22 protein-coding genes are annotated in these 22,112 nt (G+C 68.5%); 11 read left to right on the top strand and 11 right to left on the bottom strand.

The features are described 5' to 3' along the window. The first annotated feature begins 157 nt into the window (after positions 1-157). Complete coding sequence (locus ACP7A5_RS08950; protein WP_426041596.1) at positions 158-874, top strand: TetR/AcrR family transcriptional regulator; 717 nt, start codon at positions 158-160, stop codon at positions 872-874. A 40-nt stretch (positions 875-914) separates the two neighbouring features. Here ACP7A5_RS08950 and ACP7A5_RS08955 read toward each other — a convergent pair whose 3' ends face one another. After that, entirely contained in the window at positions 915-1,340 is a 426-nt protein-coding gene (locus tag ACP7A5_RS08955; RefSeq protein ID WP_426041597.1) for a DUF2141 domain-containing protein, read from the bottom strand. Between the two features lie 68 nt (positions 1,341-1,408). On the opposite strand from ACP7A5_RS08955, the gene ACP7A5_RS08960 reads away from it, so the two are divergent. Next, positions 1,409-2,188 (top strand): LytTR family DNA-binding domain-containing protein, encoded by a 780-nt coding sequence (locus ACP7A5_RS08960; RefSeq protein ID WP_426041598.1) that lies wholly within the window; start codon positions 1,409-1,411, stop codon positions 2,186-2,188. A 37-nt stretch (positions 2,189-2,225) separates the two neighbouring features. Here ACP7A5_RS08960 and ACP7A5_RS08965 read toward each other — a convergent pair whose 3' ends face one another. Both ACP7A5_RS08965 and ACP7A5_RS08970 read right to left on the bottom strand, forming a co-directional pair. Further along, positions 2,226-3,692: a carotenoid oxygenase family protein gene (locus ACP7A5_RS08965; RefSeq protein WP_426041599.1), complete on the bottom strand. Its 1,467-nt coding sequence runs from the start codon at positions 3,690-3,692 to the stop codon at positions 2,226-2,228. A gap of 81 nt (positions 3,693-3,773) precedes the next feature. Next, complete coding sequence (locus ACP7A5_RS08970; RefSeq protein ID WP_426041600.1) at positions 3,774-4,202, bottom strand: DUF2141 domain-containing protein; 429 nt, start codon at positions 4,200-4,202, stop codon at positions 3,774-3,776. Between the two features lie 259 nt (positions 4,203-4,461). On the opposite strand from ACP7A5_RS08970, the gene ACP7A5_RS08975 reads away from it, so the two are divergent. Further along, on the top strand, positions 4,462-4,692 hold the full coding sequence (locus ACP7A5_RS08975) for a hypothetical protein (protein WP_426041601.1): 231 nt from the start codon (positions 4,462-4,464) through the stop codon (positions 4,690-4,692). A gap of 255 nt (positions 4,693-4,947) precedes the next feature. Here the strand turns inward: ACP7A5_RS08975 and ACP7A5_RS08980 are convergent, their stop codons facing one another. Together ACP7A5_RS08980 and clpB are read right to left on the bottom strand one after the other, a co-directional pair. Further along, positions 4,948-5,289 carry a GIY-YIG nuclease family protein gene (locus ACP7A5_RS08980; RefSeq protein ID WP_426041602.1) on the bottom strand — a complete coding sequence of 114 codons (342 nt, stop codon included), beginning with the start codon at positions 5,287-5,289 and terminating at the stop codon, positions 4,948-4,950. Between the two features lie 426 nt (positions 5,290-5,715). Then, positions 5,716-8,301 carry an ATP-dependent chaperone ClpB gene (gene clpB, locus ACP7A5_RS08985; RefSeq protein ID WP_426041603.1) on the bottom strand — a complete coding sequence of 862 codons (2,586 nt, stop codon included), beginning with the start codon at positions 8,299-8,301 and terminating at the stop codon, positions 5,716-5,718. Between the two features lie 292 nt (positions 8,302-8,593). Between clpB and ACP7A5_RS08990 the strand changes: the two genes are divergently transcribed. Next, complete coding sequence (locus tag ACP7A5_RS08990; protein WP_426041604.1) at positions 8,594-9,784, top strand: NAD(P)/FAD-dependent oxidoreductase; 1,191 nt, start codon at positions 8,594-8,596, stop codon at positions 9,782-9,784. 16 nt (positions 9,785-9,800) lie between these two features. On the opposite strand, the gene ACP7A5_RS08995 is transcribed toward ACP7A5_RS08990, so the two are convergent. Both ACP7A5_RS08995 and ACP7A5_RS09000 read right to left on the bottom strand, forming a co-directional pair. Further along, positions 9,801-10,358, bottom strand: a complete 558-nt coding sequence (locus ACP7A5_RS08995) for a hypothetical protein (RefSeq protein WP_426041605.1) — start codon at positions 10,356-10,358, stop codon at positions 9,801-9,803. Between the two features lie 106 nt (positions 10,359-10,464). Then, on the bottom strand, positions 10,465-10,701 hold the full coding sequence (locus ACP7A5_RS09000; RefSeq protein ID WP_426041606.1) for a zinc-finger domain-containing protein: 237 nt from the start codon (positions 10,699-10,701) through the stop codon (positions 10,465-10,467). A gap of 75 nt (positions 10,702-10,776) precedes the next feature. Here ACP7A5_RS09000 and ACP7A5_RS09005 point away from each other — a divergent pair, with 75 nt between their 5' ends. The 7 genes from ACP7A5_RS09005 to ACP7A5_RS09035 all read left to right on the top strand — a co-directional run bounded on the left by ACP7A5_RS09005 (position 10,777) and on the right by ACP7A5_RS09035 (position 18,172). Next, positions 10,777-11,751 (top strand): ABC transporter ATP-binding protein, encoded by a 975-nt coding sequence (locus ACP7A5_RS09005; protein WP_426041607.1) that lies wholly within the window; start codon positions 10,777-10,779, stop codon positions 11,749-11,751. Between the two features lie 264 nt (positions 11,752-12,015). Then, positions 12,016-12,573 (top strand): biliverdin-producing heme oxygenase, encoded by a 558-nt coding sequence (locus ACP7A5_RS09010; RefSeq protein WP_426041608.1) that lies wholly within the window; start codon positions 12,016-12,018, stop codon positions 12,571-12,573. Continuing rightward, positions 12,566-13,432 carry a hypothetical protein gene (locus ACP7A5_RS09015; RefSeq protein ID WP_426041609.1) on the top strand — a complete coding sequence of 289 codons (867 nt, stop codon included), beginning with the start codon at positions 12,566-12,568 and terminating at the stop codon, positions 13,430-13,432. Before ACP7A5_RS09010 ends, ACP7A5_RS09015 begins: the two co-directional genes overlap by 8 nt. Further along, entirely contained in the window at positions 13,335-15,224 is a 1,890-nt protein-coding gene (locus ACP7A5_RS09020; protein ID WP_426041671.1) for an HWE histidine kinase domain-containing protein, read from the top strand. The genes ACP7A5_RS09015 and ACP7A5_RS09020 overlap by 98 nt, the downstream gene beginning before the upstream one ends. Before the next feature lie 54 nt (positions 15,225-15,278). Then, positions 15,279-15,509, top strand: coding sequence for a hypothetical protein (locus tag ACP7A5_RS09025; protein WP_426041610.1), 231 nt, complete (start codon positions 15,279-15,281; stop codon positions 15,507-15,509). A gap of 81 nt (positions 15,510-15,590) precedes the next feature. Continuing rightward, a complete protein-coding gene (gene purH / locus ACP7A5_RS09030) occupies positions 15,591-17,195 on the top strand; it encodes a bifunctional phosphoribosylaminoimidazolecarboxamide formyltransferase/IMP cyclohydrolase (RefSeq protein ID WP_426041611.1) in 1,605 nt (534 codons plus the stop codon). A gap of 203 nt (positions 17,196-17,398) precedes the next feature. Then, complete coding sequence (locus tag ACP7A5_RS09035; protein WP_426041612.1) at positions 17,399-18,172, top strand: dienelactone hydrolase family protein; 774 nt, start codon at positions 17,399-17,401, stop codon at positions 18,170-18,172. A 24-nt stretch (positions 18,173-18,196) separates the two neighbouring features. Here ACP7A5_RS09035 and ACP7A5_RS09040 read toward each other — a convergent pair whose 3' ends face one another. The 4 genes from ACP7A5_RS09040 to murJ form a co-directional block, all read right to left on the bottom strand. Further along, positions 18,197-18,661 carry an OsmC family protein gene (locus tag ACP7A5_RS09040; RefSeq protein ID WP_426041613.1) on the bottom strand — a complete coding sequence of 155 codons (465 nt, stop codon included), beginning with the start codon at positions 18,659-18,661 and terminating at the stop codon, positions 18,197-18,199. Between the two features lie 11 nt (positions 18,662-18,672). Beyond that, positions 18,673-19,362 (bottom strand): GNAT family N-acetyltransferase, encoded by a 690-nt coding sequence (locus tag ACP7A5_RS09045; protein ID WP_426041614.1) that lies wholly within the window; start codon positions 19,360-19,362, stop codon positions 18,673-18,675. Between the two features lie 101 nt (positions 19,363-19,463). Then, positions 19,464-20,507, bottom strand: a complete 1,044-nt coding sequence (gene trpS, locus ACP7A5_RS09050; protein ID WP_426041615.1) for a tryptophan--tRNA ligase — start codon at positions 20,505-20,507, stop codon at positions 19,464-19,466. Continuing rightward, positions 20,507-22,102 (bottom strand): murein biosynthesis integral membrane protein MurJ, encoded by a 1,596-nt coding sequence (murJ, locus tag ACP7A5_RS09055; RefSeq protein WP_426041616.1) that lies wholly within the window; start codon positions 22,100-22,102, stop codon positions 20,507-20,509. The genes trpS and murJ overlap by 1 nt, the downstream gene beginning before the upstream one ends. Between the last annotated feature and the right edge of the window lie 10 nt (positions 22,103-22,112).

Raw genomic sequence — 22,112 nt, forward strand, 5'->3', positions numbered from 1 at the left:
TTCCAGCCGAGACGCTTTTATTCAGCGTTCGATGATTTACCGGGAAACTGACGACCTTTGGCCCCGGTGTCAAACGGCAGAGCTTGCCCGGCGTCACGTCGAGGCTCGTCTGTGGCGCCGTTGCACCGAAGGGGGTTTTCGTGACTAGCTTGGCTTCATGAGCAAGCTGGACGTCAAGGCCCCGGTTCCCGTCGCCCCCGCCCGTCGCGGCCGCCCGCCGAAGGTCAAGGCCGAGGGCGTCGGCGGCGACACCCGCGAATCCATCCTGGACGCGGCTGAAGACCTGTTTTCCAAACATGGATTCTATGGGGTCACGATCCGCGAGGTGGCGCGTGAAGCCGGGGTCGATACGGCTTTGGTCCACTATTACTTCGGGGCCAAGCGCGGCCTCTTCGACGCCGTCTTCCTGAGGCGGGCCGAGGTCTGGAACAATGAGCGGGTCGAGGCGATCAACCGCTATGCCCTGGCGAATGTCGGGACGATGACGCTGGAAGGCTTGCTGCGCGCTTTCCTGGAGCCGCCGTTCCAGTGGTCGCTTAAGGGCGGACCCGGATGGAAACACTATTCCGCCCTGGTCGCGCAGACCAACGCCAACCCGACCTTCGGCGGCGAGACCATGGCCCGATACTATGACCCGGCCATCCGGCGGCTGATCGAGCTGATCAAGCTGATCCTGCCGCAGGCCCGCGATGTCGACCTGTACTGGGCCTGGCATAACCTGTCGGGCGCCCTGACCCTGACGCTGGGCGAGACGGGGCGGCTGGACCGGCTGTCGAGCGGCCTGTGCCGGTCGGGCGATCTGGAGACGGCGTGCGACTACATGGTCCGCTTCGCCTCGGCGGGCTTTCGCGCGGTGTGCCCTCCGTCTTCCTAGAGGCTATCGCTCTCTTGACGCAGTCTCTGACGGTCCGAGCCTAGCGCAGCGCGAACGCCTGCCGGGCTCCGGCTGCCGGGAGGGCGAAGGCCGCGGCAGAGAAGTTCGGCGGGCCGAAACGACCGCGCGCGTTGCGGGAGAAGCCATAGGCCTCCCTCGGCAGACCGATCGGCCACAGGGTCAGGTCGCCGTTTCCGTCCGTGTCGTGGAAGGCCGCCACCGCATAGCGTCCGGGCGGCAGGCCGGTGATGACGACGGAGGTCACGGCGCCGGTGCGGTCGACCATTCGGCTGGCGACCGGTCCCTCGCCACGCCGGAAGGACTCGGCGTCGCGATAGACAGCCACCGCAATCCGCCCGCCAGAGCCTCGCGTGGACAGGTCCAGGGTCAGGTCTGCGGCGGTTGCGGTCGAGGCCGAACCGGTGAGAAACGTCGCCAAAACGCCAGCCAGGATTGCCAACTTCATCGAAACGCCTTTTCGTGGACAGGTTAAAGCCCAGCCACGAGACACGCGCCGGAGAGGTTCGTCCAGCCATGACCGCCACCGTCGCCTCTGTTCGCTTACCGGCGCGCACCATCATGGTGGGACTCGCGCGGAGCCTGGCCATCGCCGCGGCGGCCGGGGCCGTTCTGGCGCTGACCGGGGCGTTCCACACCATCAATGCGCCCCTCTGGATGCGGCTCGTCTACTGGATGCCGGTGATGCTGGCGGGGGCGATGTGGGGGCAGGTCTGCTCGTTGCTGATCGATCGCTGGATCGACATGGACGAGCGGCCGTGGCTCGCGGTGGCGGCCCTGACCGGGGCGATCACCGGCCCGGTCTCGGTTCTGGTCTGGTTCGTCACCGGCCTGGTGTTCGAAGGAGACGTGTATCCGCTGGCGACCCTGCCGCTGATGGTCGGTCCGGTGCTGACCATCACCAGCGTCCTGAGCGCCATCAACGTCTTCGTGTCCAGGGCGCAGCCGATCCAGACCCATGCGGCGCCCGCCGGCTCCGCCCCCGCCCGCTTCCCCGACCGCCTGCCGACCAAATTGCGCGGCGCGGCGATCCGGGCGGTGCAGGCGGAGGATCACTATCTCCGCATCCATACCGACCGGGGATCGGACCTGATCCTGATGCGGCTGTCGGACGCCCTGGAGGAGCTGGAAGGCCTCGAAGGCTCCCAGACCCATCGCAGCTGGTGGGTGGCGAAGGACGCGGTCCGCGACGTGGCCCGCGGAGACGGTCGCGCGACCCTGACCCTCGACGACGGCGTGACCGCGCCGGTGAGCCGCCGCTACGCCCGGGCCCTGCGCGAGGCCGGCTGGTACTGATCCCCCGACGACCGCCCGGTCGCGCGACTTGAGCCCTCTACCCCCTCCACGCCCCGTGAAATCCGGCCGGCAGGGCCACGTCGGCCCGCCATGTCGCGACCGGCCCGTCGGACACCCGTGCAGCGTCGAACGCGTGCAACTCGGTGACGCCCTCGGCCAGGTTGATCGACGGGGCGATCAGCCAGGCGTCGCGCTCGGCCGAGGCACCCGGCTTCGGGACAAAGACCGCCTCCTCCATGATCTGGTCATCGCCGAACAGGAAGCGGTCGGATCGGCCCGCGTCCCAGTCCCATGTGGCCAGACCGGTCGGGAGCGGCCGGTCCGGGCGTTCACCGGCGACGTGGGCGGTCAGGCGACGGGCGAGGCCGGCGCGACGCGGATCGGCCTTGGGAAACTCGGCCGTAACGCCGCTGGAGGCCAGTTCGGCGCGGCCGTCGGTGTGCAGGGTGACAAGTTTCAGCACGGCATGCTCGCCGGGGACCGTGCCGCGCTGTTCGACCAGAGCCCGGGCCCCGGCGATGGCCAAGGCCACATCCCTGCCGGCCGCGACGTCGAAGCGGATGGTGCCGTCGGCCTCTTCCCAGCCGTCGCCGAGGTGGAAGAAGCTGAAGGTCTCGAGTTCATAGATCCGGGTCGCGGTCAGGTCGGCCTTGTCGACGACCAGCACCTGGGTCCCCAGCTCGGGCTTCCAGGCGAACTGGGTCGAATAGGGCATGCCGCGGTGATCGAAGACCCAGGGCTGGAGCACGAAGATCAGATGCCGCTCCGTCGCGGTGAAGTCGTGCAGATAGCTGGCGCGCGGCAGGCGCAGGACCCGGGCGTCGATCAGGGAGCCGTCGCGGTTCAGGTGCCAGACGATGGCCTGGTCGCCGCTCATGCCGACGTTCCACACCGTGCCGTCGGGGGCGAAACGGGGGTGGGCCTGGAACGGCATGCCCTTCAGGTCGTCGCGCAGGGTGACGAACTGTTCCGTCGCGAGGGTCGAGGCGTCCATCGCCAGCGGCGAGCCGCCTTCCCACAAGGCCCAGACCTTGTCGCCCGTGACCATGACGGCGGTGTTGGCCGCGCTGGCGTCGTCGGCCGAGCCAACCCGGGCGCGGGCGTCGCCGGCCGTGCCGAAGCCCGGGGTGACGACGGCGTCGAGTTCGGTCTCCGTGCGGCGTTTGGGCGTGTCGGCGAAGCGGGCCGCCAGGGTCACCGCGCCGTCGTTCACCGTGAACGATCGCATCAGCCCGTCCCCGTCGAACCAGTGGGTGGCGCTGCCGCCGGGGCGGCGGAACTTGCCCGGACCGTTGCGGAACAGGGTACCCTCCAGCCCCGCCGGCGCCCGGCCGTGGACCAGTCGCATGGGGCGCGGCGCGATGTCGCCTTCGAGGTCGGCGGTGGCCAGGGCCCAGGGAGCGGCAACCTCCCCGGCGATCGCGGCACGGACCCTTTCGGGGGTGGCGACGGCGGCGGACAGGGCGGCGGCGCCCATCAGGAAATGACGGCGGGAGGGGGTCATGTCGGCCTCTTGGACAAAGGAAACCGGGCTCAAGCAGCAGGCGACCGCGTCGCCTGCGTTAGCCCTCTTCAAGACTGACGATCAGCGGATGCTGATCGTCTGGCTGGCGACGCCCGAAACGCTGAATTTCGCGCGGTCCCAGCTGGCGGGGCCCATGTTGCCGACCGCGTTGTTGGAGAAGGCGTAGGGCTCGACCGGCATGCCGAAGGGGTTGGTGTCCATCTGGCCGTTGCCGTTCAGGTCGTGGAAGGCCTTCACCCCGTAGTCGCCGGCCGGGAGACCTTCGAAGGTGACGCTATGCTCGCCGGCGGCGACGTCGATGCGGGCGGCGCGGACCGGCTGGCCCCCGGCGTAGCCGGTCTCGTCATAGAGCGCGACCATCACGGCCCCGGTGTTCGCTCCGGTGTCGAAGGTCAGGGCCAGGCTGGCCGGGTCGGAGGCCAGGGCGGGGGCGGCGGTCAGGAGGGTCGTGGCGAGCAGGAAGGGGGCGAAGGCGGCGGTGCGGATCATCTTGACGGTCCTTGTGAGGAGAGGCGTCAAGTGAAGCCTCCGGTGGATCTCGATGTCCCGACGGTCGCCCCGCCCCGCCCCGGCCGCCAGCGGAGTTGCGGCGACGGACGGCCCGGCTTCGTGAACGGCGACGCATGGCCGGTCGCGATGCGCGAACGAACACCTCTGCGCAGCGTCCTGCGTCAACGGACAGGTGGCCAGCGGAGCCGTTCGGGCGCACTATGCGGTCCGGGGCTGACCCTCCACCGGAGACTTGCCGATGACCGCGCGTATCCTCCTTTCATCACTTCTGCTGGCCGCCTTGCTGAGCGCCTGCGCCACGACCCCGGGCTCCCATCCGACCTATGGCCAGGAGCTGGACCAGCTGACCGCCGACTGCCGCGAGCGGGGCGGGATCCTCAGCCCCATCCCGGGCGCCCAGACGGGCCGGCCCCAGACCGACTACGCCTGCGAAATCCGGGGCGGGGCCAGCCGGTTGACCCGGAACTAGGGCGTCTTCCCTGCCGTGGTCGGTGAGGCGGGGTGTGGGCGGCCCGGACTCCGCAAAGGGAGTCCGGAGCGTCCGTAGAGTCTGGTCGGGCGGACGGCAAAACACCGTCCGAAGCGTCCGAAGAGTCCGAAGCGATCGGCCGGATTCGGACCCTCGTGCAGGATAAGCCCGCCGCGAGGGGCGCCGCGTAAAAAGCCCCTCGTCAGGGCCGGCCGTTGAAATCACGAGCGGAATCCGGGCGTCCGTTGATGGGTATCAGTCGTCTTCCGTCGGCGGCTCCCAGTTCGGATCATTCACCGGGTACCAGTCCGCCGCGAGATCGAGCCACTGCGGGTTGTCCTTCTCGATCAGCGCCAGCTTCCAGTCGCGCAGCCATTTCTTGAGCCGCTTCTCGCGCCGGATCGCCTCGGTCACCCACTGGTGCTGTTCGTACCAGACGAGCTGATCGCAGCCGTGCTCGGCGGTGTGGCCGTCATAGGTCCCGTTCTTGTGCTTCCACACCCGCGCGTGGAGGTTCGACGACATCCCGACATAGACCCAGCCGTTCCGTCCGCTGGCCATGATGTAGGTCGCGATAAAGGTGCGATGGGTCCCCATCCGCACAACCTATGCGCACCCCTTCCTTTCGTCATCCTCTGCCCCCGCTTCCTCCCTACCTTTCGTCATCCTCCGGCGTAGCGAAGCGAAGACCGGCGGACCCAGCGGCGCCGAAGGCGACCTGTTCAACCACGATGTCGGCCGCCCGTGTGCGTGGCAGGTTCGCGCTCCCGCGCGCCGCTGCGTCCCCCGGTCTGCGCCGCGAAGGCGCGGCTTGCCGGGGGATGACGAAAGGAGGGGGTGTCCCCGTCCGTGCGACGGCTTCGCCGACGGACAGGCCCGACCCTCATCCGTCTCGCTCCGCTCGCCACCTTCTCCCACCGGGAGAAGGAAGGGGGTGAGCGGTCGCAGACGGCCCCTAGTGCACCCGCGCCTTCCCGATCCCGGGTCCGCAAGCGCGGCCCGGGATGACAATCGGTCCAGGTCCTAGTGGACCTGGGCTTTTCCTATATTGAGCCCGTCCGCCCCCGCTGACACGGCGATCACCGAGCCGTCCTCCAGCTCCCCGGCCAGCAGCTTCTTCGCCATCGGATCCACCAGATCCTTCTGGATCACCCGTTTCAAAGGCCTCGCGCCGTAGACCGGGTCGTAGCCCTTGTCGGCCAGCCACGCCAAAGCGCCGTCGTCGATCGACAGGGTCAGTCTCCGGTCGGCCATCAGCTTTTCCAGACGCGACAGCTGGATGCGGACGATGCCGGCCATCTGGTCGCGACCCAGACGCCTGAACAGGATGATCTCGTCGATGCGGTTCAGGAACTCGGGCCTGAAGTGGGCGCGGACGGCCTCCATGACATAGGGGCGGACGGCCTCGACATCGTCACCCTCGCCCTGGTTGGCCAGGGCTTCTGAACCCAGGTTGCTGGTCATGATGATCAGGGTGTTGCGGAAGTCGACGACCCGGCCCTGGCCGTCGGTCAGGCGGCCGTCGTCGAGCACCTGGAGCAGGACGTTGAACACGTCGGGGTGGGCCTTTTCGACCTCGTCGAACAGCACGACCTGATAGGGGCGGCGGCGCACGGCCTCGGTCAGGGCCCCGCCCTCGTCATAGCCGACATAGCCCGGAGGGGCGCCGATCAGGCGTGAGACCGAGTGCTTCTCCATGTATTCCGACATGTCCATGCGGGTGATGGCGGTCTCGTCGTCGAACAGGAAGGCGGCCAGGGCCTTGGTCAGCTCGGTCTTGCCGACGCCGGTGGGGCCGAGGAACAGGAAGGAGCCGAGCGGACGGTGGGGGTCATTGAGGCCCGCGCGCGCCCGGCGGACGGCGTCGGCCACGGCTTCCAGCGCCGCGTCCTGACCAACGACGCGGCCGCGCAGGGCGTCCTCCATCGACAGCAGTTTCTCGCGCTCGCCCTCCAGCATCTTGTCGACCGGGACTCCGGTCCAGCGGGAGACGACGGCGGCGATCTGCTGGGCGTCGACGACCTCCGGCGTAAGCGGCGAGGCGGTCTGTTCGTCAGCCTCGGCCTGATCGAGCTGTTTCTCGATCTGGGGGATCTGGCCGTAGGCGATCTCGGACGCACGGCCGAGGTCGCCGTTGCGCTGGGCGGCGGCGAGTTCGGCGCGCAGGCGGTCGAGGGTCTCGCGCAGCTGGGCCCCCTGCCCGACCTTGTCCTTCTCCGCCTTCCAGCGGGCGGTCAGGTCGTCGGACTCGATCTCGAGGTCGGAGATCTCGTCTTCCAGCTTCTCCAGTCGCTGGACCGAGGCGCTGTCGGTCTCCTTCTTCAGGGCCTCGCGCTCGATCTTCAGCTGGACCAGACGGCGGTCGATCTCGTCGAGGGCCTCGGGCTTGGAATCGACGGCCATGCGCACGCGGCTGCCGGCCTCATCGATCAGGTCGATGGCCTTGTCGGGCAGGAAGCGGTCGGTGATGTAGCGGTTCGACAGGGTGGCGGCGGCGACGATGGCGCTGTCGGAGATGCGGACCCCGTGGTGGACCTCGTACTTCTCCTTCAGGCCGCGCAGGATCGAGATAGTGTCCTCGACCGTCGGTTCGGCCACGAACACGGGCTGGAAGCGGCGGGCCAGGGCTGCGTCCTTCTCGACGTGCTTGCGGTATTCGTCGAGCGTGGTGGCGCCGACGCAGTGCAGCTCGCCGCGCGCCAGGGCGGGCTTGAGCAGGTTGGAGGCGTCCATGGCGCCGTCGCCCTTTCCGGCGCCGACCAGGGTGTGCATCTCGTCGATGAACAGGATGATCTGGCCCTCGGCAGCCGTGACCTCGCCGAGCACGGCCTTGAGCCGCTCCTCGAACTCGCCGCGATACTTCGCGCCGGCGATCAGGGAGCCCATGTCGAGGCTCATGACGGTCTTGTCCTTCAGGCTCTCGGGCACGTCGCCGTTGACGATGCGCAGGGCCAGGCCCTCGACGATGGCGGTCTTGCCGACGCCGGGTTCGCCGATCAGGACAGGGTTGTTCTTGGTGCGCCGGGCCAGGACCTGGATGGTGCGGCGGATCTCCTCGTCGCGGCCGATGACGGGGTCGATCTTCTGGTCGCGGGCGGCCTGGGTCAGGTCGCGGGCGTAGCGTTTGAGAGCGTCGTAGCCGTCCTCGGCGGCGGCGGAGTCAGCGGTCTTGCCCTTGCGGACATCGGCGACGGCGGCGTCGAGCTTCTCGGCTGTGACCCCCGCGGATTTCAGGGCGTCGCCGGCGGGGCCGCCTTCGCGGGCGATGGCGGCGAGGATCCGTTCGGTGGTGACGAAGGCGTCGCCGGCCTTCCTGGCCGTCTCCTCGGCATTGGCGAAGACCCGGGCGGTGGCGCCGTCGAGATAGAGCTGGCTGGTGGCGCTCTCGACCTGGGGGCGTTTCTTCAGCAGGGCCTCGGCGGCCTCGGAGGCCCTAGCCGGGTCGCCGCCGGCGGCGGTGATCAGGTTGCGGGCCAGACCGTCGCGCTCCTCCAGCAGCACCTTCAGCAGGTGCTCGGGGGCGAACTGCTGGTGCTTGCGGGCGAGGGCCAGCGACTGGGCGGACTGGACGGCCTGTTTGGCGCGGTCGGAATAGAGGTCGAGATTCATGAGAGGTCGGTTTCCCCGGAAAGGCGGACAGGATCCGTGCGTCCTTGTGTGAAGCGACGCCTTGATCTGGGGCAAGACTTGGGTGTGGCGATGCGGCCACACAAGTCCTGACGCTCCTCCGGCGCCGCTTCCGCAAAATCGACGCCCGCGTCGAGGGCGCCCAGGCGGACGCCGCCCCGGCCCGGCTCGCGATTGCGCAGGTCGGGAAGCGGTCAGGTCCAATGGGCGCACTGGCGCATCGATCGGCGCCGGACACCCTGATCCCGGGGCCGCGGCATGCTAAGCGGCGGGGATGAAGACTGAGACCTTCGACGTTCTGGTGGTCGGCGCGGGCGCGGCCGGGATGATGTGCGCGATCGAGGCGGGGCGGCGGGGGCGCAGCGTGCGCGTCGTCGATCATGCGCGGGCGCCGGGCGAGAAGATCCGCATCAGCGGCGGGGGCCGGTGCAACTTCACCAATACGGGCACGAGCGTCGCCAACTTTCTGGGCGAGAACCCGATGTTCGCGGCCTCGGCGCTGAAGCGCTACAGCCAGCACGACTTCATCAAGCGCGTCGACCGGGCCGGCATCGCCTGGCACGAGAAGACCCTGGGCCAGCTGTTCTGCGACGACAGCGCCAAACAGATCATCCGCATGCTGACCGACGACATGCGGGCGGCGGGGGTGGTCCTGTCGACGGGCGTCGGCGTCGACCGGGTCGAGCGGGTCGGCGAGGGGTTCGAGGCGGCGCTGTCGGACGGGTCGCTGGTGCGCTGCGCGTCGCTGGTCGTGGCGTCGGGCGGCAAGTCGATCCCCAAGATGGGGGCGACGGGGTGGGGCTATGACCTCGCACGGCAGATGGGCTTGCGGGTGACGGAGACGCGGCCGGCCCTGGTGCCGCTGACATTCGAGGCGGGGCTGCTGGAACAGACGACGCCGCTGGCGGGGGTGGCGGTCGATGCGGTGGTCTCAGCGGGGAAGACGAGGTTCGAGGAGGCCATGTTGTTTACGCACAGAGGGCTGTCGGGGCCGGCGATCCTGCAGATCAGCTCCTACTGGCGCGAGGGGGAGGCGATCACGGTGAAGATGGCCCCGGGGGTCGACGTGCTGGGGCGGCTGAAGGCGGCGAAGGCCGAGAACGGCGGCAAACAGGCGGTGCACACGGCGCTGGGCCATATCGTGCCGCGGCGGCTGGCCGAGGTGCTGACGGCGCGCGAGGGCGTCGGCGGCAAGCTGGCCGAGGTCGGGGACAAGGTGCTGGCGCGGCTGGATGCGGCGGTGAACGGCTGGACCGTCAAGCCGGTGGGGTCGGAGGGCTATCGTACGGCCGAGGTGACGCTGGGCGGGGTGGCTACGGACCAGCTGGACCAGCAGACCATGGCGACGAAATCCGTGCCGGGCCTCTATTTCATCGGCGAGGTCGTCGACGTCACGGGCTGGCTGGGCGGCTATAATTTCCAGTGGGCGTGGAGCTCGGGCTGGGCGGCGGGGCAGGCCTGCTAGGGTCTGATTTGACCTGTCAGCCCGCGCACTCGTTCAGCACCCGGGCGATCGACGGATCCCACGGCACGACGATGGCCTCTCCCGAGGCCTGGACGCCGAACTTCGCCTGGGTCGTCTTCAGCACGGCGAGACGCGGGTCGGAGCCGGTGACGTCAATGGTGCGGATGGCGGCCCCCGCATTTGTGCCGGTGGCGGCGAAGATCTCGGTCTTCGCTTCGGTGTAGATGCGGACCTCTCCATCCTCGGCAGGGTTCTGGATGGTCCAGTTGATATAGGCCTCGCCCGAGCCGGTGTTGCAGCCGATCGCGAGCGTATCGGCGTAGTCTGGAGACGTGAACAACACGCCCACGGTGGCGCCCTCGCCGACATCTTCCCATCGGCCAGACAGGGGCGCGCCGGCAAGGAGGTCTGCGGCGACCGGCAGTTCGTTGCCGGGCGAGTCCGGATCGGGCGCCGTCGCTTGATCGGTACTGGCGGCGCCCGGAGCCGTGTCGCGGGCGTCTTCCGGAGCGGCCGGTTGTGTGCAGGCCCCGAGCGTCAGGACCGACACGAGCATCAGATTGCGGATTATCATGGGCTGCCCTTGGTCGACCGGCTTATCAGCGCGACATCACTCTGAGAACGACAATCTTCAGACGGAAGCTGACGGCTACCCTCCGCAGCGATCGGTGCGCCCCGATCTAGTGCGCTTCCGGCGGCCGGGCCGCCGGGTCGAGGTATTCGTTCTCGGAATGGTGGCCGGCCGAGAGGACGAAGCGGCGGTCGCAGTAGCCGCATTCGACGAAATTCTCCCCGCCCATGTCGAGATAGACCAGGGGATGGCCCAGCACGCCGCCGCCGTCGCAGGCCACGCGCCTGGTGGCGACCGTGATTTCCTCGGGCGGGAGGACGAGGTGATCGGGGTGGCGCGGCGGCATGGATCGTTCCGTGGTCTTGGCGTGGAGGGGCGCGACGCCTAGTTAGACGGCCTGCTCCCGCGCCGAAAGCCCCTTATGACCGAGACCGAAGCTCTGCCCGTCAACGCCATTGAGGTGCGCGGGCTGGAAAAGACCTATGCGGGCTCGAAGAAGTCGCCGCCGAAGACGGCCCTGCGAGGGGTCGATCTGGTCATCCCGCGAGGGTCGATGTTCGGCCTGCTGGGCCCGAACGGAGCGGGCAAGTCGACGCTGATCAACATCCTCGCGGGCGTGGTCAACAAGACCGGCGGGACCGCCGCCATCTGGGGCCGCGACATCGACGAACGGCCGCGTGACGCGCGGGCGGCCCTGGGGGTCGTGCCGCAGGAGATCGTCGCCGACGTCTTCTTCACCCCGCGCGAGGCGCTGGAGGTGCAGGCCGGCTTCTATGGGGTGCCGAAGTCGGAGCGGCGTTCGGACGAGCTGCTGGCAGCCCTGGGCCTGTCGGACAAGGCCAACGCCTATGTGCGGGCCCTGTCGGGCGGGATGAAGCGGCGGCTGATGGTGGCCAAGGCCCTGGTGCACAATCCGCCGATCCTGATCCTGGACGAGCCGACGGCGGGGGTGGATGTCGAGCTGCGTCGCCAGCTGTGGGAGTACGTCCGGCGCATCAACGCCGAGGGCGTCACCATCCTGCTGACCACCCACTACCTTGAGGAAGCGCAGGAGCTCTGCGACACCATCGCCATCATGAACCGGGGCGAGGTCGTGGCCTGCGAGCCGACGCCGCAGCTGTTGCGCCGTCTGGATACGAGGAACGTCGTGGTGACGCCGGAGCATCCGCTGGACGGCCTGCCGACCGTGGCCGGGTTCGATGTCGTGGCGCGAGCCAACGGCGCCTTCGCCATCACTTACAGGAAGGGCCAGTCGTCGGTCGAACAGGTGCTGGCCGCCGTGCGCGCCGCCGGGATCACGATCTCGGACATCACCACCGAGGACCCGGACCTGGAGGACGTCTTCCTGGCCCTGACCTATGGGGATGTGAACGCGGTCAGCCCGACGAAGGATTGAACCGGGGCATTCGCCCCCATCCAGGGTCTAGAGCTTTCGACATGTCCGCCGTGGGTGGAACCCGGAACTTCAACTTTTTCTGCCTTCGCGGGAACCCTCTTGCGGCTTCGCCGTTTCGCCACTGGCGTAGTTCTCTCACCGTATCCCGGTGATCCTCGCCTGGGCGGGGAAAACGTGCTTTTCGTAGGCTCAATGGCCACGGACCATCTTGCGTCTTCTGATGCACGCGACCCTGTACGGGTCGCCCACCGACCCCCGGATGTCTTGCGTCAGGCCCTGCGCGCCGCGACGCACGAAATCCATGAGCGACTCCATCAGCATCCGGGGCTGGCTGCGGTTCAGGATGGCGCCATCGACAGCCTGGCCTACCGTCGCCTCCTGGCGCGTCTGTATGGATTCCATATCGCCTTCGAACGCGCCGCCCGGCTTCAGCCGGAACGGAGCGTCTGGCTTGAGATGGACCTCGCGGCGCTGGGGATGACTCCAGAGCGCAAGGCCGCCCTGCCCCTCTGTCGCGGATTTCCGGCCGTCGTTTCGCCTGAAGCGCTCCTCGGTGCGCTCTACGTCGTCGAGGGCTCTGCCCTCGGGGGCGTCACCCTGGCGCGCGGCCTGAAGGGGCTCGTTGGCGTCGGCGTTCTGGACGGGCGTCGCTTCTTCACCGGCTATCAGTCCGAAACCGGCCGTGCCTGGCGCGCCTATCTCGCCCGGTTATCCGCCACAGACTGGACGGGGGAACAGCAGGCGACGATCATCTCCACCGCGACGACGACTTTTGCACTGTTCGAATGCTGGCTTGGCGGATGGAACGATACCGATGACTGACTCCGTCCTTGCCCGCGACCAGGTTGACCTCACCAATTGCGACCGCGAACCGATCCACATCCCGGGCGCGATCCTGCCGCACGGAGCCATGCTGGTGCTCGATGGCGCCAGTCTTCGTGTGCTCCAGGCGGCGGGAGACACCGAAGGCCTGCTCGGTCGCCCCGTCAGCGCCCTTCTGTCCCGACCGCTCGACCACCTGTTCTCCAGCGAACAGATCAATCGCATTCGGGCCCTCAGCCAGGAGCCGGACCTGGTCAAGCCGCGCCACCTGCTCGACCCGGTTCTGCGCATCGCGGGGGGTGCCCCGCTCGACGCCAGCGCGCACCGCGTCGACGGCGATCTGGTGCTGGAGTTCGAGGCCGCCGCGACCGACGATGCCTTCGTCGCCGATCCGCTGGCGGCCGTGCAGTTGATGGTCGAGGGGTTCAGCGCGGCGCCGTCGCTGTTCTCGCTCTGTCAGATGGCGACGGCGAGCGTGCGTCGCGTGGCGCAATACGACCGGGTGATGATCTATCGCTTCATGCCGGACGGGTCAGGCTGGGTGATCGCCGAAAGCCGCGCCCCCGAACTGGCGCCGTTCCTGGACCTCCACATATCCGGCCGCCGACATTCCCCAACAGGCCAGGGCGCTCTACCTCAGGAGCTGGCTGCGGCTGATCACCCAGCTCGATTACGATCCGGCGCCGCTGACGCCGGAGCTGAATCCGCGCACCGACAAGCCGCTGGACATGAGCCATGCGGTCCTGCGCGACGTTTCGCCGATCCACCGCGAATATCTGCGCAACATGGGCATCAATGCCTCGATGTCGATTTCCATCATCGTGGCGGGAAAGCTGTGGGGGTTGATCGCCTGCCATAACGACAGCCCGAGGATCCTGCCCCGACATTTGCGGGCTGTCTGCGAACTGTTCGGGTCCATGTTCTCGCTTCAACTCGAGGCCCGCGAGAAGAGCGAGCAGTTCGAGGCCCGTCTGGCCAGCCGCAAGATCCTCCAGGAGTTGATGCTGAACCTCGCAGGCGTGGAGGACTATGCCTATGGACTGACACAGCAGACCCCCAATCTGCTCGACTATATCCATGGCGGCGATATCGCTCTGGACGGGCAGCGGGGCGGCGGGGTCGCGGTCCGGGTGGAAAGCGTGACCACCTCTCTGGGAGCCACGCCCGACAAGGCGCAGATCAAGGCCCTGGCGGAATGGCTGACGTCCTATATGACCGATACCGAAGGCGTGTTTTCGACCGATCGGTTGAGCGAGATCTACCCGCCGGCCAAGGACTTCGCCAACGTCGCCTCGGGGTTGCTGGTCATCGCCGTGTCGCGCGATCCCTCCGACTTCATCCTGTGGTTTCGACCCGAGCTGGTCGAGACCGCCCTTTGGGCCGGTGATCCAACTAAACCCTCAAAAACCAGCAATGACGGCGATCGTATATCGCCGCGCAAATCGTTCGAGGTCTGGAAGCACACGGTGCGAAACCGGGCACTCCCATGGACCGCCGCCGAGGTCGATTCCGCGTTCGACCTGCGGGTCTCGCTGCTTCAGGTCGTGCTGCGTCGGATCGAGGCGGCTTCACGAGAACGGGCCAAGGCGCATGAGCGGGACAAGCTGCTCGTGGCCGAGCTGGATCACCGGGTGAAGAACACCCTGGCCAACATCCAGGCCCTGGTCACCCAATCCAGCCGAAACGCAGCCTCGCTGACCGGCTTTGTCGAAGGTCTGGACCGGCGGATCCATTCCATGGCCAAGGCGCACAGCCTGCTGACCCAAAGTCGCTGGGAAGGCGTCTCGGTCGAGGGCCTGCTGACCGAGGAACTGGGCTCCTATATCCAGGGGTCCGGGGTCGTTCATCTCGAGGGTGATGACGCGGTTCTGACCCCCAAGTCGGCGCTGTCTCTGTCGCTCGCCCTGCACGAACTGGCCACCAACGCGGCCAAGTTCGGATCCCTTTCTCGGGTCGAGGGGCAGATCTCCGTCGCCTGGCGCGTTTCCGATGACGGATCCCTGATCCTGACGTGGCGGGAGACCGGTGGGCCGACCGTGATGGCTCCGACCCGACGCGGCTTCGGCTCCAGCCTGATCGAGCGCGCCCTCGCCCTCGAGACCGGCGGCAGGGCTACGATTGATTACGCGCCGACGGGCGTCGTCTGCGAGATCATCCTGCCCAAATCGGCCCTGGTGGATATCGGCGACAGAGCCTTGATGCGGGTCGAACCGCCGGAGGCTCCCGTTCCCGCCTATGATATTCCCGACAAGCCGAGACTCTTGATCGTCGAGGACTCCTATCTGGTGATCCTGACGCTGGAGGCGATGTGCGAGGATCTGTCCTGGACGGTGGTCGGTCCGGCCACGCGCCTGGGCGAGGCGATCAGGCTCGCTCAGACCGAGACGTTCGATGCCGCTCTGCTGGACGTCAACCTCGACGGCGAGATGTCCTGGAAAATCGCCGGTATTCTCAAGGACCGCGGTATCCCGTTCGCCTTCAGCACGGGATACGACCAAACCAACATCCTGCCGGACCATCTCGCGGGCTCGCAGATTTTCGCCAAGCCCTATCGCATGGCGGATGTCGAGAGCCGGCTGCGCCGGATGATGTCCCTCAACGCGGCTGGCGAAACGACCTGGCTAACCTCGGGCTCAAGCGGCGAGCGATAGCCCGCCAGGACTGTCGTTAACCCTTTCTCGACAGCATTCGTTAACCCTGTCGGCATGAGCGCGATTCGACCCGACATCCCGCAGACCCTGCCCGCCTTGACCCCGGCGGGACCGTCGGCCCAGGCGAAAGCCGCGCAAGCCGCCTTCTTCCGGGCAGCGCTCAACGAGGTCCAGGCGGCCCAGACCCGTCCGCAGGCCGCGCAGACGCTCCAGACCGCCCAGACGAGCGAGCCCGACTCCCCCCGTCTGCCTCGTCTCGGCCAGTTGCTCGACATCCGGGTCTAGGTTCGCGACCCGCCATCAGGTGACCCCGGCGCCTCGTGGTGCTAGACGCGCGCGCATCCTCCCCCTCCCCCGGATTCGCCCATGCCCGCCGCTCCCGACTTTCCGCCCGCCCCCGACGCGGTGAAGCCCGTCCGCGCCCTGATCTCGCTCTCGGACAAGACGGGTCTGGAGGACGCCGCGCGGGCGATGCACGAGGCCGGGGTCGAACTGGTCTCGACCGGCGGCACCCGCGCCGCCATCGCCGGGTTCGGCCTGCCGGTGAAGGACGTCGCCGACCTGACCGGCTTCCCGGAGATGATGGACGGCCGGGTCAAGACCCTGCATCCCGTGGTCCACGGCGGCCTGCTGGGCGTGCGCGACGCCGCCGATCACAGGGCGGCGATGGACGAGCACGGAATCGGTCCGATCGATATCGTCTGGATCGACCTCTATCCGTTTGAATCAACCGTTGCCTCGGGCGCCGGTTTCGACGCCGTGATCGAGAACATCGACATCGGCGGCCCGGCCATGATCCGCTCGGGCTCCAAGAACCACGGCTATGTCGCCGTCGCGGTCGACAGCGAAAGCATCGGCCTGATCGTCGAGGCCCTGAAGACCTCCGGTTCGACGTCGCTGGCCCTGCGCAAACAGCTCGCCGCCCGCGCCTTCGCCCGCACCGCCGCCTATGACGCCGCCGTCTCGGGCTGGTTCGCGGGACAGCTGGAAGACGCCGCCCCGGCCCGCAAATCCCTCGCCGGTTCGCTGGCCCAGACCCTGCGCTACGGCGAGAACCCGCATCAGACGGGCGCCTTCTACCGCACTGGAGACACCCGCCCCGGCGTCGCCCACGCCACCCAGATCCAGGGCAAGGAACTGGGTTACAACAACATCGCCGACGCCGACGCCGCCTATGAGCTGGTCGCCGAGTTCGAAAGCCCCGCCTGCGTCATCGTCAAACACGCCAACCCCTGCGGCGTGGCGGTCGGCAAGGACCTTGGCGAGGCCTATGCCCGCGCTCTGGAATGTGACGCCGTCTCGGCCTTCGGCGGCGTCATCGCCGTCAACCGCCCGCTGAACGGCGCCGACGCCCGCGCCATCACCGAAATCTTCACCGAGGTCGTCATCGCCCCCGGCGCCGACGACGAGGCCAGGGCTGTCTTCGCGGCCAAGAAGAACCTGCGCCTGCTCATCACCGACGGCCTGCCCGACCCGCACGGGCCGGGCGAGGTGTTCCGCAGCGTCGCCGGCGGCTTCCTCGTCCAGTCGCGCGACCGTTCGCTGATCAAGCCCGCCGACCTCAGGATCGTCAGCCGCCGCCAGCCGACGCCTCAGGAGATCGAGGACATGCTGTTCGCCTTCACGATCGCCAAACACGTCAAGTCCAACGCCATCGTCTATGCAAAGGACGGCCAGACCGCCGGCATCGGCGCCGGCCAGATGAACCGCCGCGACAGCGCCCGCATCGCCGCCATCCGCGCCAGGGAAGCGGGCGAGGCCAAGGGTCTGGCGCATTCGCTGGCGCAGGGGTCCGCCTGTGCGTCGGAAGCCTTCTTCCCCTTCGCCGACGGTCTGCTGGAAGCCGTGGCGGCCGGCGCCACCTCGGTGATCCAGCCGGGCGGCTCCATGCGCGACGCCGAGGTCATCTCGGCGGCGGACGAACAGAACATCGCCATGGCCTTCACCGGCGTGCGGGTGTTCCGGCACTAGAGCCCAATCCCTCTCCCCTTGCGGGAGAGGGAGCCCGCACACGGCGGCGCAGCCGTCGTCCTCGTGCGGTCGGGTGAGGGGTCACGCTGACATCCGGCGTCTACGTTGCCAGCCCCTGATCCAGCCGCCGGCGTGACCCCTCACCCGACTTCGCTTCGCTCAGCCACCTTCTCCCGCAAGGGGAGAAGGGGTTAGGGTGCCCCATGGACACCCTCTCCGACCGCTGGGCGAAGCTTGAGCCCTGTGCCACCGTCGTCGGCCCCGACGATGACCGGCCGCGGCCGACGGCGATCCTGTTCCACGGCTGCGGCGGCCTGCGCGGCCACCTGCCGATGTATGCCCAGGCGGCGAAGGCGGCCGGCTGGCGGGCGGTGATCGTGGATTCCTACGCCCCGCGCGGCTGGTCGCGCGAGTTCGCCATGGCCACGGTCTGCACCGGCCTGATGCTGCGCGGCTGGGAGCGGGCCGGCGATGTGATGGCCTCGATCCAGGGCGTCTCGGCCCGGCCAGACGTGGACGGGACCCGCATCGCCCTGGCCGGCTGGAGCCACGGCGGCTGGGGCATCATGGAGGCCATGAGCTGTGATCCGGACCGTGCGAAGGCGCTTGGCGTCAGGGACGCGGAGACCGCCGACCTGTCGGGGGTCAAGGCGACCTATCTGGCCTATCCCTATGTGGGCGTCGCGGCCCTGAACCGGATGCGACCCTGGCGGCATTGTCCGAAGACCCTGGCCGTCATCTCGCAACGGGATCACCTGACCACGGTCCGCAACGCAGAGCGGGTCCATGACATGGTCAGGAATTGCGGCGTCGAGGTCGAGACCTGGATCGCGCCCGGCACCCACAGTTTCGACGAGCCGATGACGGCCCTGCCGATGAAATACGACGCCGAGCTGACCGGCGAGGCGATCCGCCGGTTCAGGGCCCTGCTGGAAGACGTCGCCGTCGCGCCGCGTCCGGTCCAAGCCGCCGCCTGACGGACACCCTGGCGGAGGGCCGGGTCAGCCAAGCGAGGCCTCGACCCGGACCGTCGCCCTGACCGAGTTGGCCATGTCGCAACTCTCGTGCGCCTCATGGTGCAGGTGGTCCAGTTCGGCCTGATCCGGCTGGCGACCGGCGAAGGCCGTGACGGGCCGCAGGGTCACCTCGCTCATATATCTTCGCCCGGCGCCGTCATGGCCCAGGACGCCCGAGGCCTGATCGATATACCGGTCCACGACCAGCCCGGCGCGAGCCGCGAAGTCGAGGAACCACAGCATGTGACAGCTGGACAGGGAGGCCACCAAAGCCTCCTCCGGGTTGACCGCCGCCGGGTCGGAGAAGGGGATGCGCACGCTCGACGGCGCCGAGGACCCGCGCACCACCGCCCCGCCGTCGAAGGTCCAGTCGTGAGCGCGGGAATAGCGCTTGTCGGCGAAGGGCTGGTCGCCCCGGCTCCAGGCGATGGTCGCGACGTGCTCGCTCATCCGGCTCTCCGCTACTTGAGGATCGTATAGGTCATCGGCGCCCGGGCCCCGAATCCCAGCGACCGGTAGAAGGCGATGGTCGCGTCATGCCCGGCAAAGGCGTGCAGGAAGGCGGCCTCGCCGGTCGCCAGTATCTCGCCGACCACCGCCCGCGACAGCCCACCTGCATAGCCGCGTCCGCGATGATCGGGATGGGTGCAGACGCCGCTGAGCTCGGTGAAGCCGTCGACCCGCAGCCGCCGCCCCGCCATGGCCACCAGCCGCCCGTCCTGCCTGACCCCGATGAAGGGCCCCAGCCGCCGCGTCCTTGATCGGAAGGGGCCGGGCCGGGTCAGGGTCGCGAGCGCCAGCATCTCGGGCGCATCCGTCTCGGTCAGGGTCTCGAACGCGAGGTCCGGTCCACCCGGCGTCAGGACCTCGCAGACCATCTGGAGCAGCGGGATGCGGTTGATCACCTCGACGCCGGGCAGGTCGACTTCGGCCAGCGGCCCGCCGGTCTTCTCGACCAGTCCCGCGCCGGGGTGGGCCCGGGCCAGGGCGGCCATCGCCTTCAGCGTTTCGGGTTCCGCATCGGCGCCGGAGACGAAGATCCCGACCTCCGGATCGATCCTCACGGCGCGCGCACCGGAGTCGGCGGTGACGAAGCCCGACAACCGGCTGGTCAGGGCGTTCCACACGGCGCGGTCCAGAGGATGGGTCATGGCCACGCCTTAGCCCGCAGGAGATTTCGCGTCAGCCCCGGTGACGAGGCCAGGTCCGAAAACCGCTCACCCTCGTTATCCCCGCGCAGGCGGGGACGCGATCAGGCCTGCCAAAAACCAACGATCTTCTTGACCTCGGCGATGACCGGGTCGGCGATCTCGGCGGCGCGTTCGGCGCCGTCCTTCAGGACGCGGTCGATCTCGGCCGGGTCATCCATCAGGCGGCGCATCTCGGCCGTGACAGGCGCCAGCGACGACACGGCCAGGTCGGCCAGCGCCGGCTTGAAGGCGCCGAAGCCCTGGCCTGCGAACTCGGCCGTGATCTCTTCGCGCGTGCGGTCGGACAGGGCGGCGTAGATGGCGATCAGGTTCTTGATCTCCGGCCGTTCGTCCAGGCTCTCGCCGGGCTCGGGCATGACGCCCATGTCGGTCTTGGACTTGCGGATCTTGGACGCGATGGTGTCGGCGTCGTCGGTCAGGTTGATGCGGCTCTGGTCCGAGGGGTCGGACTTGGACATCTTGGCCGCCCCGTCACGCAGGGACATGACCCGCGTCGCCGGCCCCTGGATCAGGGGTTCGGGCAGGGGGAAGAAGCCGGGCGCGTTGAAGTCCGTGTTGAACTTGCCGGCGATGTCGCGGGTCAGTTCCAGATGCTGTTTCTGGTCCTCGCCCACCGGCACCTCGGTCGCCTTGTAGAGCAGGATGTCGGCGGCCTGGAGCACGGGGTAGGTATAGAGGCCGACCGAGGCCCGCTCCTTGTGCTTGCCCGACTTCTCCTTGAACTGGGTCATCCGGTCGAGCCAGCCGAGGCGGGCGACGCAGTTCAGGATCCAGGCCAGTTCGGCATGGGCGCGCACGGCCGACTGCGGGAAGATGGTCGATTTCTCGGGATCCAGGCCCGAGGCGATATAGGCAGCCGCGATCTCGCGCGTCTGGGCGGCCAGCAGGGCCGGGTCCTGCCAGACGGTGATGGCGTGCAGGTCGGCCACGAACAGGAAGCAGGGCGCACCCGTTTCCTGCAGCGCCGTGAACCGCTTCAAAGCCCCCAGATAGTTGCCCAGATGCAGGGCGCCGGAGGCCTGGATGCCGCTCAGGATGCGGCGCGGGCCGGTGTAGGCGGGGGCGGTCGCAGAAGCGTCAGTCATTACTCGAGTCCGGTGGGGGTGGACGCCCCCGGTTCACGTCGCAGCGTCGCCTTCAGTTCGGAGAGGCTGACGGCGCGGAAAAGCACGATGCATAACCCATACACAAGAGCGCCCACGCCGACGACCGCGATCACGGCGATCTCCTTGGCGAACAGACTCTGGCTCAGCTCGCGGTAGAAGAGGCTGGCGGGGATCAGGACGACGGCCATGACGGCCGAGGCGGCCAGCACGCGCGAGAACCTGCCGACGAACCGGACGGAGGCGGCCCAGACCCCTTCGCGGATCAGGGTCCCGCCCAGAAGCGCGACATTGATCCAGGCCGAGACGGACGTGGCGATGGCCAGGCCCAGCACCCCGTCGACGCCGATCCGGCTGAACCAGAAGAACAGACCTGAACCCAGGGCCACGGTCACCACGACCGAAATCACCGCGAAGATCATCGGACGGCGCGTGTCCTCCCGCGCGAAGAAGGGCGGGGTCAGGACCTTGGCCAGGACGAAGGCGGGCACGCCCCAGGCGAACTGGCGCAGCACATCGGCGGTGCGGGCCGCGTCCAGGCTGGTGAAGGCCCCGCGCGTCACCGTGGCGTCGATGATGAAGAAGGGGATGACAAACAGGGCTACGGCGGCCGGCAGCGTGAAGGCCATGGACAGGGTAATGCCGTCGTCCAGCGTCCGTCGCCCGCCCTCGTGGTCGCCCGAGACGAAGGCCTTGGTCAGGCGCGGCACCAGGGCCAGGCCGATGGCCACGCCGACGAGGCCGAGCGGCAGCTGGTAAAGCCGGTCGGCGTTGTAGAGCACCGAGCGGGCCCCCTCGTTCGACCCGGTCAGCAGCTGGCTGACCACCGAGTTCAGCTGCAGGGCCCCGCCCGCCAGCACGCCCGGAATGGCCAGCCTCAGCGTACGCGACACGCCGGCCGTCAGCCGGGGCCAGGACAGGTTCAACCGGATGCCCAGCCGACGCACGCCCCACCACAGGAGCCCCGCCTGTATGACGCCGGACACGGTGACGGCGGCGGAGACGGCCAGCAGGGTCGTCGGCGGGCTCATCGGAAGGAAGCTGGGGGCCAGCAGGGGCACCAGGGTGCACAGGTTCAGGAACACCGGCACGCCTGCCGACAGGGCGAATCGGCCCGAGGTGTTCAGCACGCCGGACAGCAGCGAGGCGATGGTCATGCAGGCCAGATAGGGCATGGTCAGCTGCGCGGCGGTGGTCGCTGCGAACATCACGCCGCTGTCGTCCCGATAGGCCGAAAGCAGCACGGGCATGATCCAGGGCATGGCGACCTGCAGGACGATACAGAACCCGGCCACGACCGCGAACATGAAGCTGAGGGCCTCGGACGCCGTCACGGCCGCCGCTTCCTCGCCGTCACGCGCGCGCACGCCGCCATAGATGGGCACGAAGGCCTGGGCGAAGGCCCCTTCCGCAAACAGGCGGCGGAACATGTTGGGCAGCATCAGGGCCGTCGTGAAGGCGTCCATCATCGGCCCCTGGCCGAAGCGGGCCGACAGGACCAGGTCGCGGGCGAAGCCCAGGATACGGCTGCCCAGCGTCAGGGTCGCCTGAACGAGCGTGTTGCGGGCCAGGCTCATGGGTATCCAC

Source organism: Brevundimonas sp. TWP2-3-4b1 (genome assembly GCF_049897665.1).
GTDB lineage: Bacteria > Pseudomonadota > Alphaproteobacteria > Caulobacterales > Caulobacteraceae > Brevundimonas > Brevundimonas subvibrioides_B.

What these genes read in the sequence shown, in the direction of transcription:
- ACP7A5_RS09035 (WP_426041612.1), top strand. Translation starts at nt 17,399, where the DNA reads ATGGACACCCTCTCCGACCGCTGGGCGAAGCTTGAGCCCTGTGCCACC.
- ACP7A5_RS08965 (WP_426041599.1), bottom strand. Translation starts at nt 3,692, where the DNA reads ATGACCCCCTCCCGCCGTCATTTCCTGATGGGCGCCGCCGCCCTGTCC.
- trpS (WP_426041615.1), bottom strand. Translation starts at nt 20,507, where the DNA reads ATGACTGACGCTTCTGCGACCGCCCCCGCCTACACCGGCCCGCGCCGC.
- ACP7A5_RS09015 (WP_426041609.1), top strand. Translation starts at nt 12,566, where the DNA reads ATGACTGACTCCGTCCTTGCCCGCGACCAGGTTGACCTCACCAATTGC.
- ACP7A5_RS09045 (WP_426041614.1), bottom strand. Translation starts at nt 19,362, where the DNA reads ATGACCCATCCTCTGGACCGCGCCGTGTGGAACGCCCTGACCAGCCGG.
- murJ (WP_426041616.1), bottom strand. Translation starts at nt 22,102, where the DNA reads ATGAGCCTGGCCCGCAACACGCTCGTTCAGGCGACCCTGACGCTGGGC.
- ACP7A5_RS08970 (WP_426041600.1), bottom strand. Translation starts at nt 4,202, where the DNA reads ATGATCCGCACCGCCGCCTTCGCCCCCTTCCTGCTCGCCACGACCCTC.
- ACP7A5_RS08960 (WP_426041598.1), top strand. Translation starts at nt 1,409, where the DNA reads ATGACCGCCACCGTCGCCTCTGTTCGCTTACCGGCGCGCACCATCATG.
- ACP7A5_RS08980 (WP_426041602.1), bottom strand. Translation starts at nt 5,289, where the DNA reads ATGGGGACCCATCGCACCTTTATCGCGACCTACATCATGGCCAGCGGA.
- purH (WP_426041611.1), top strand. Translation starts at nt 15,591, where the DNA reads ATGCCCGCCGCTCCCGACTTTCCGCCCGCCCCCGACGCGGTGAAGCCC.
- ACP7A5_RS08975 (WP_426041601.1), top strand. Translation starts at nt 4,462, where the DNA reads ATGACCGCGCGTATCCTCCTTTCATCACTTCTGCTGGCCGCCTTGCTG.
- ACP7A5_RS09040 (WP_426041613.1), bottom strand. Translation starts at nt 18,661, where the DNA reads ATGAGCGAGCACGTCGCGACCATCGCCTGGAGCCGGGGCGACCAGCCC.
- ACP7A5_RS09005 (WP_426041607.1), top strand. Translation starts at nt 10,777, where the DNA reads ATGACCGAGACCGAAGCTCTGCCCGTCAACGCCATTGAGGTGCGCGGG.
- ACP7A5_RS08955 (WP_426041597.1), bottom strand. Translation starts at nt 1,340, where the DNA reads ATGAAGTTGGCAATCCTGGCTGGCGTTTTGGCGACGTTTCTCACCGGT.
- ACP7A5_RS08950 (WP_426041596.1), top strand. Translation starts at nt 158, where the DNA reads ATGAGCAAGCTGGACGTCAAGGCCCCGGTTCCCGTCGCCCCCGCCCGT.
- ACP7A5_RS09025 (WP_426041610.1), top strand. Translation starts at nt 15,279, where the DNA reads ATGAGCGCGATTCGACCCGACATCCCGCAGACCCTGCCCGCCTTGACC.
- ACP7A5_RS08990 (WP_426041604.1), top strand. Translation starts at nt 8,594, where the DNA reads ATGAAGACTGAGACCTTCGACGTTCTGGTGGTCGGCGCGGGCGCGGCC.
- ACP7A5_RS08995 (WP_426041605.1), bottom strand. Translation starts at nt 10,358, where the DNA reads ATGATAATCCGCAATCTGATGCTCGTGTCGGTCCTGACGCTCGGGGCC.
- clpB (WP_426041603.1), bottom strand. Translation starts at nt 8,301, where the DNA reads ATGAATCTCGACCTCTATTCCGACCGCGCCAAACAGGCCGTCCAGTCC.
- ACP7A5_RS09000 (WP_426041606.1), bottom strand. Translation starts at nt 10,701, where the DNA reads ATGCCGCCGCGCCACCCCGATCACCTCGTCCTCCCGCCCGAGGAAATC.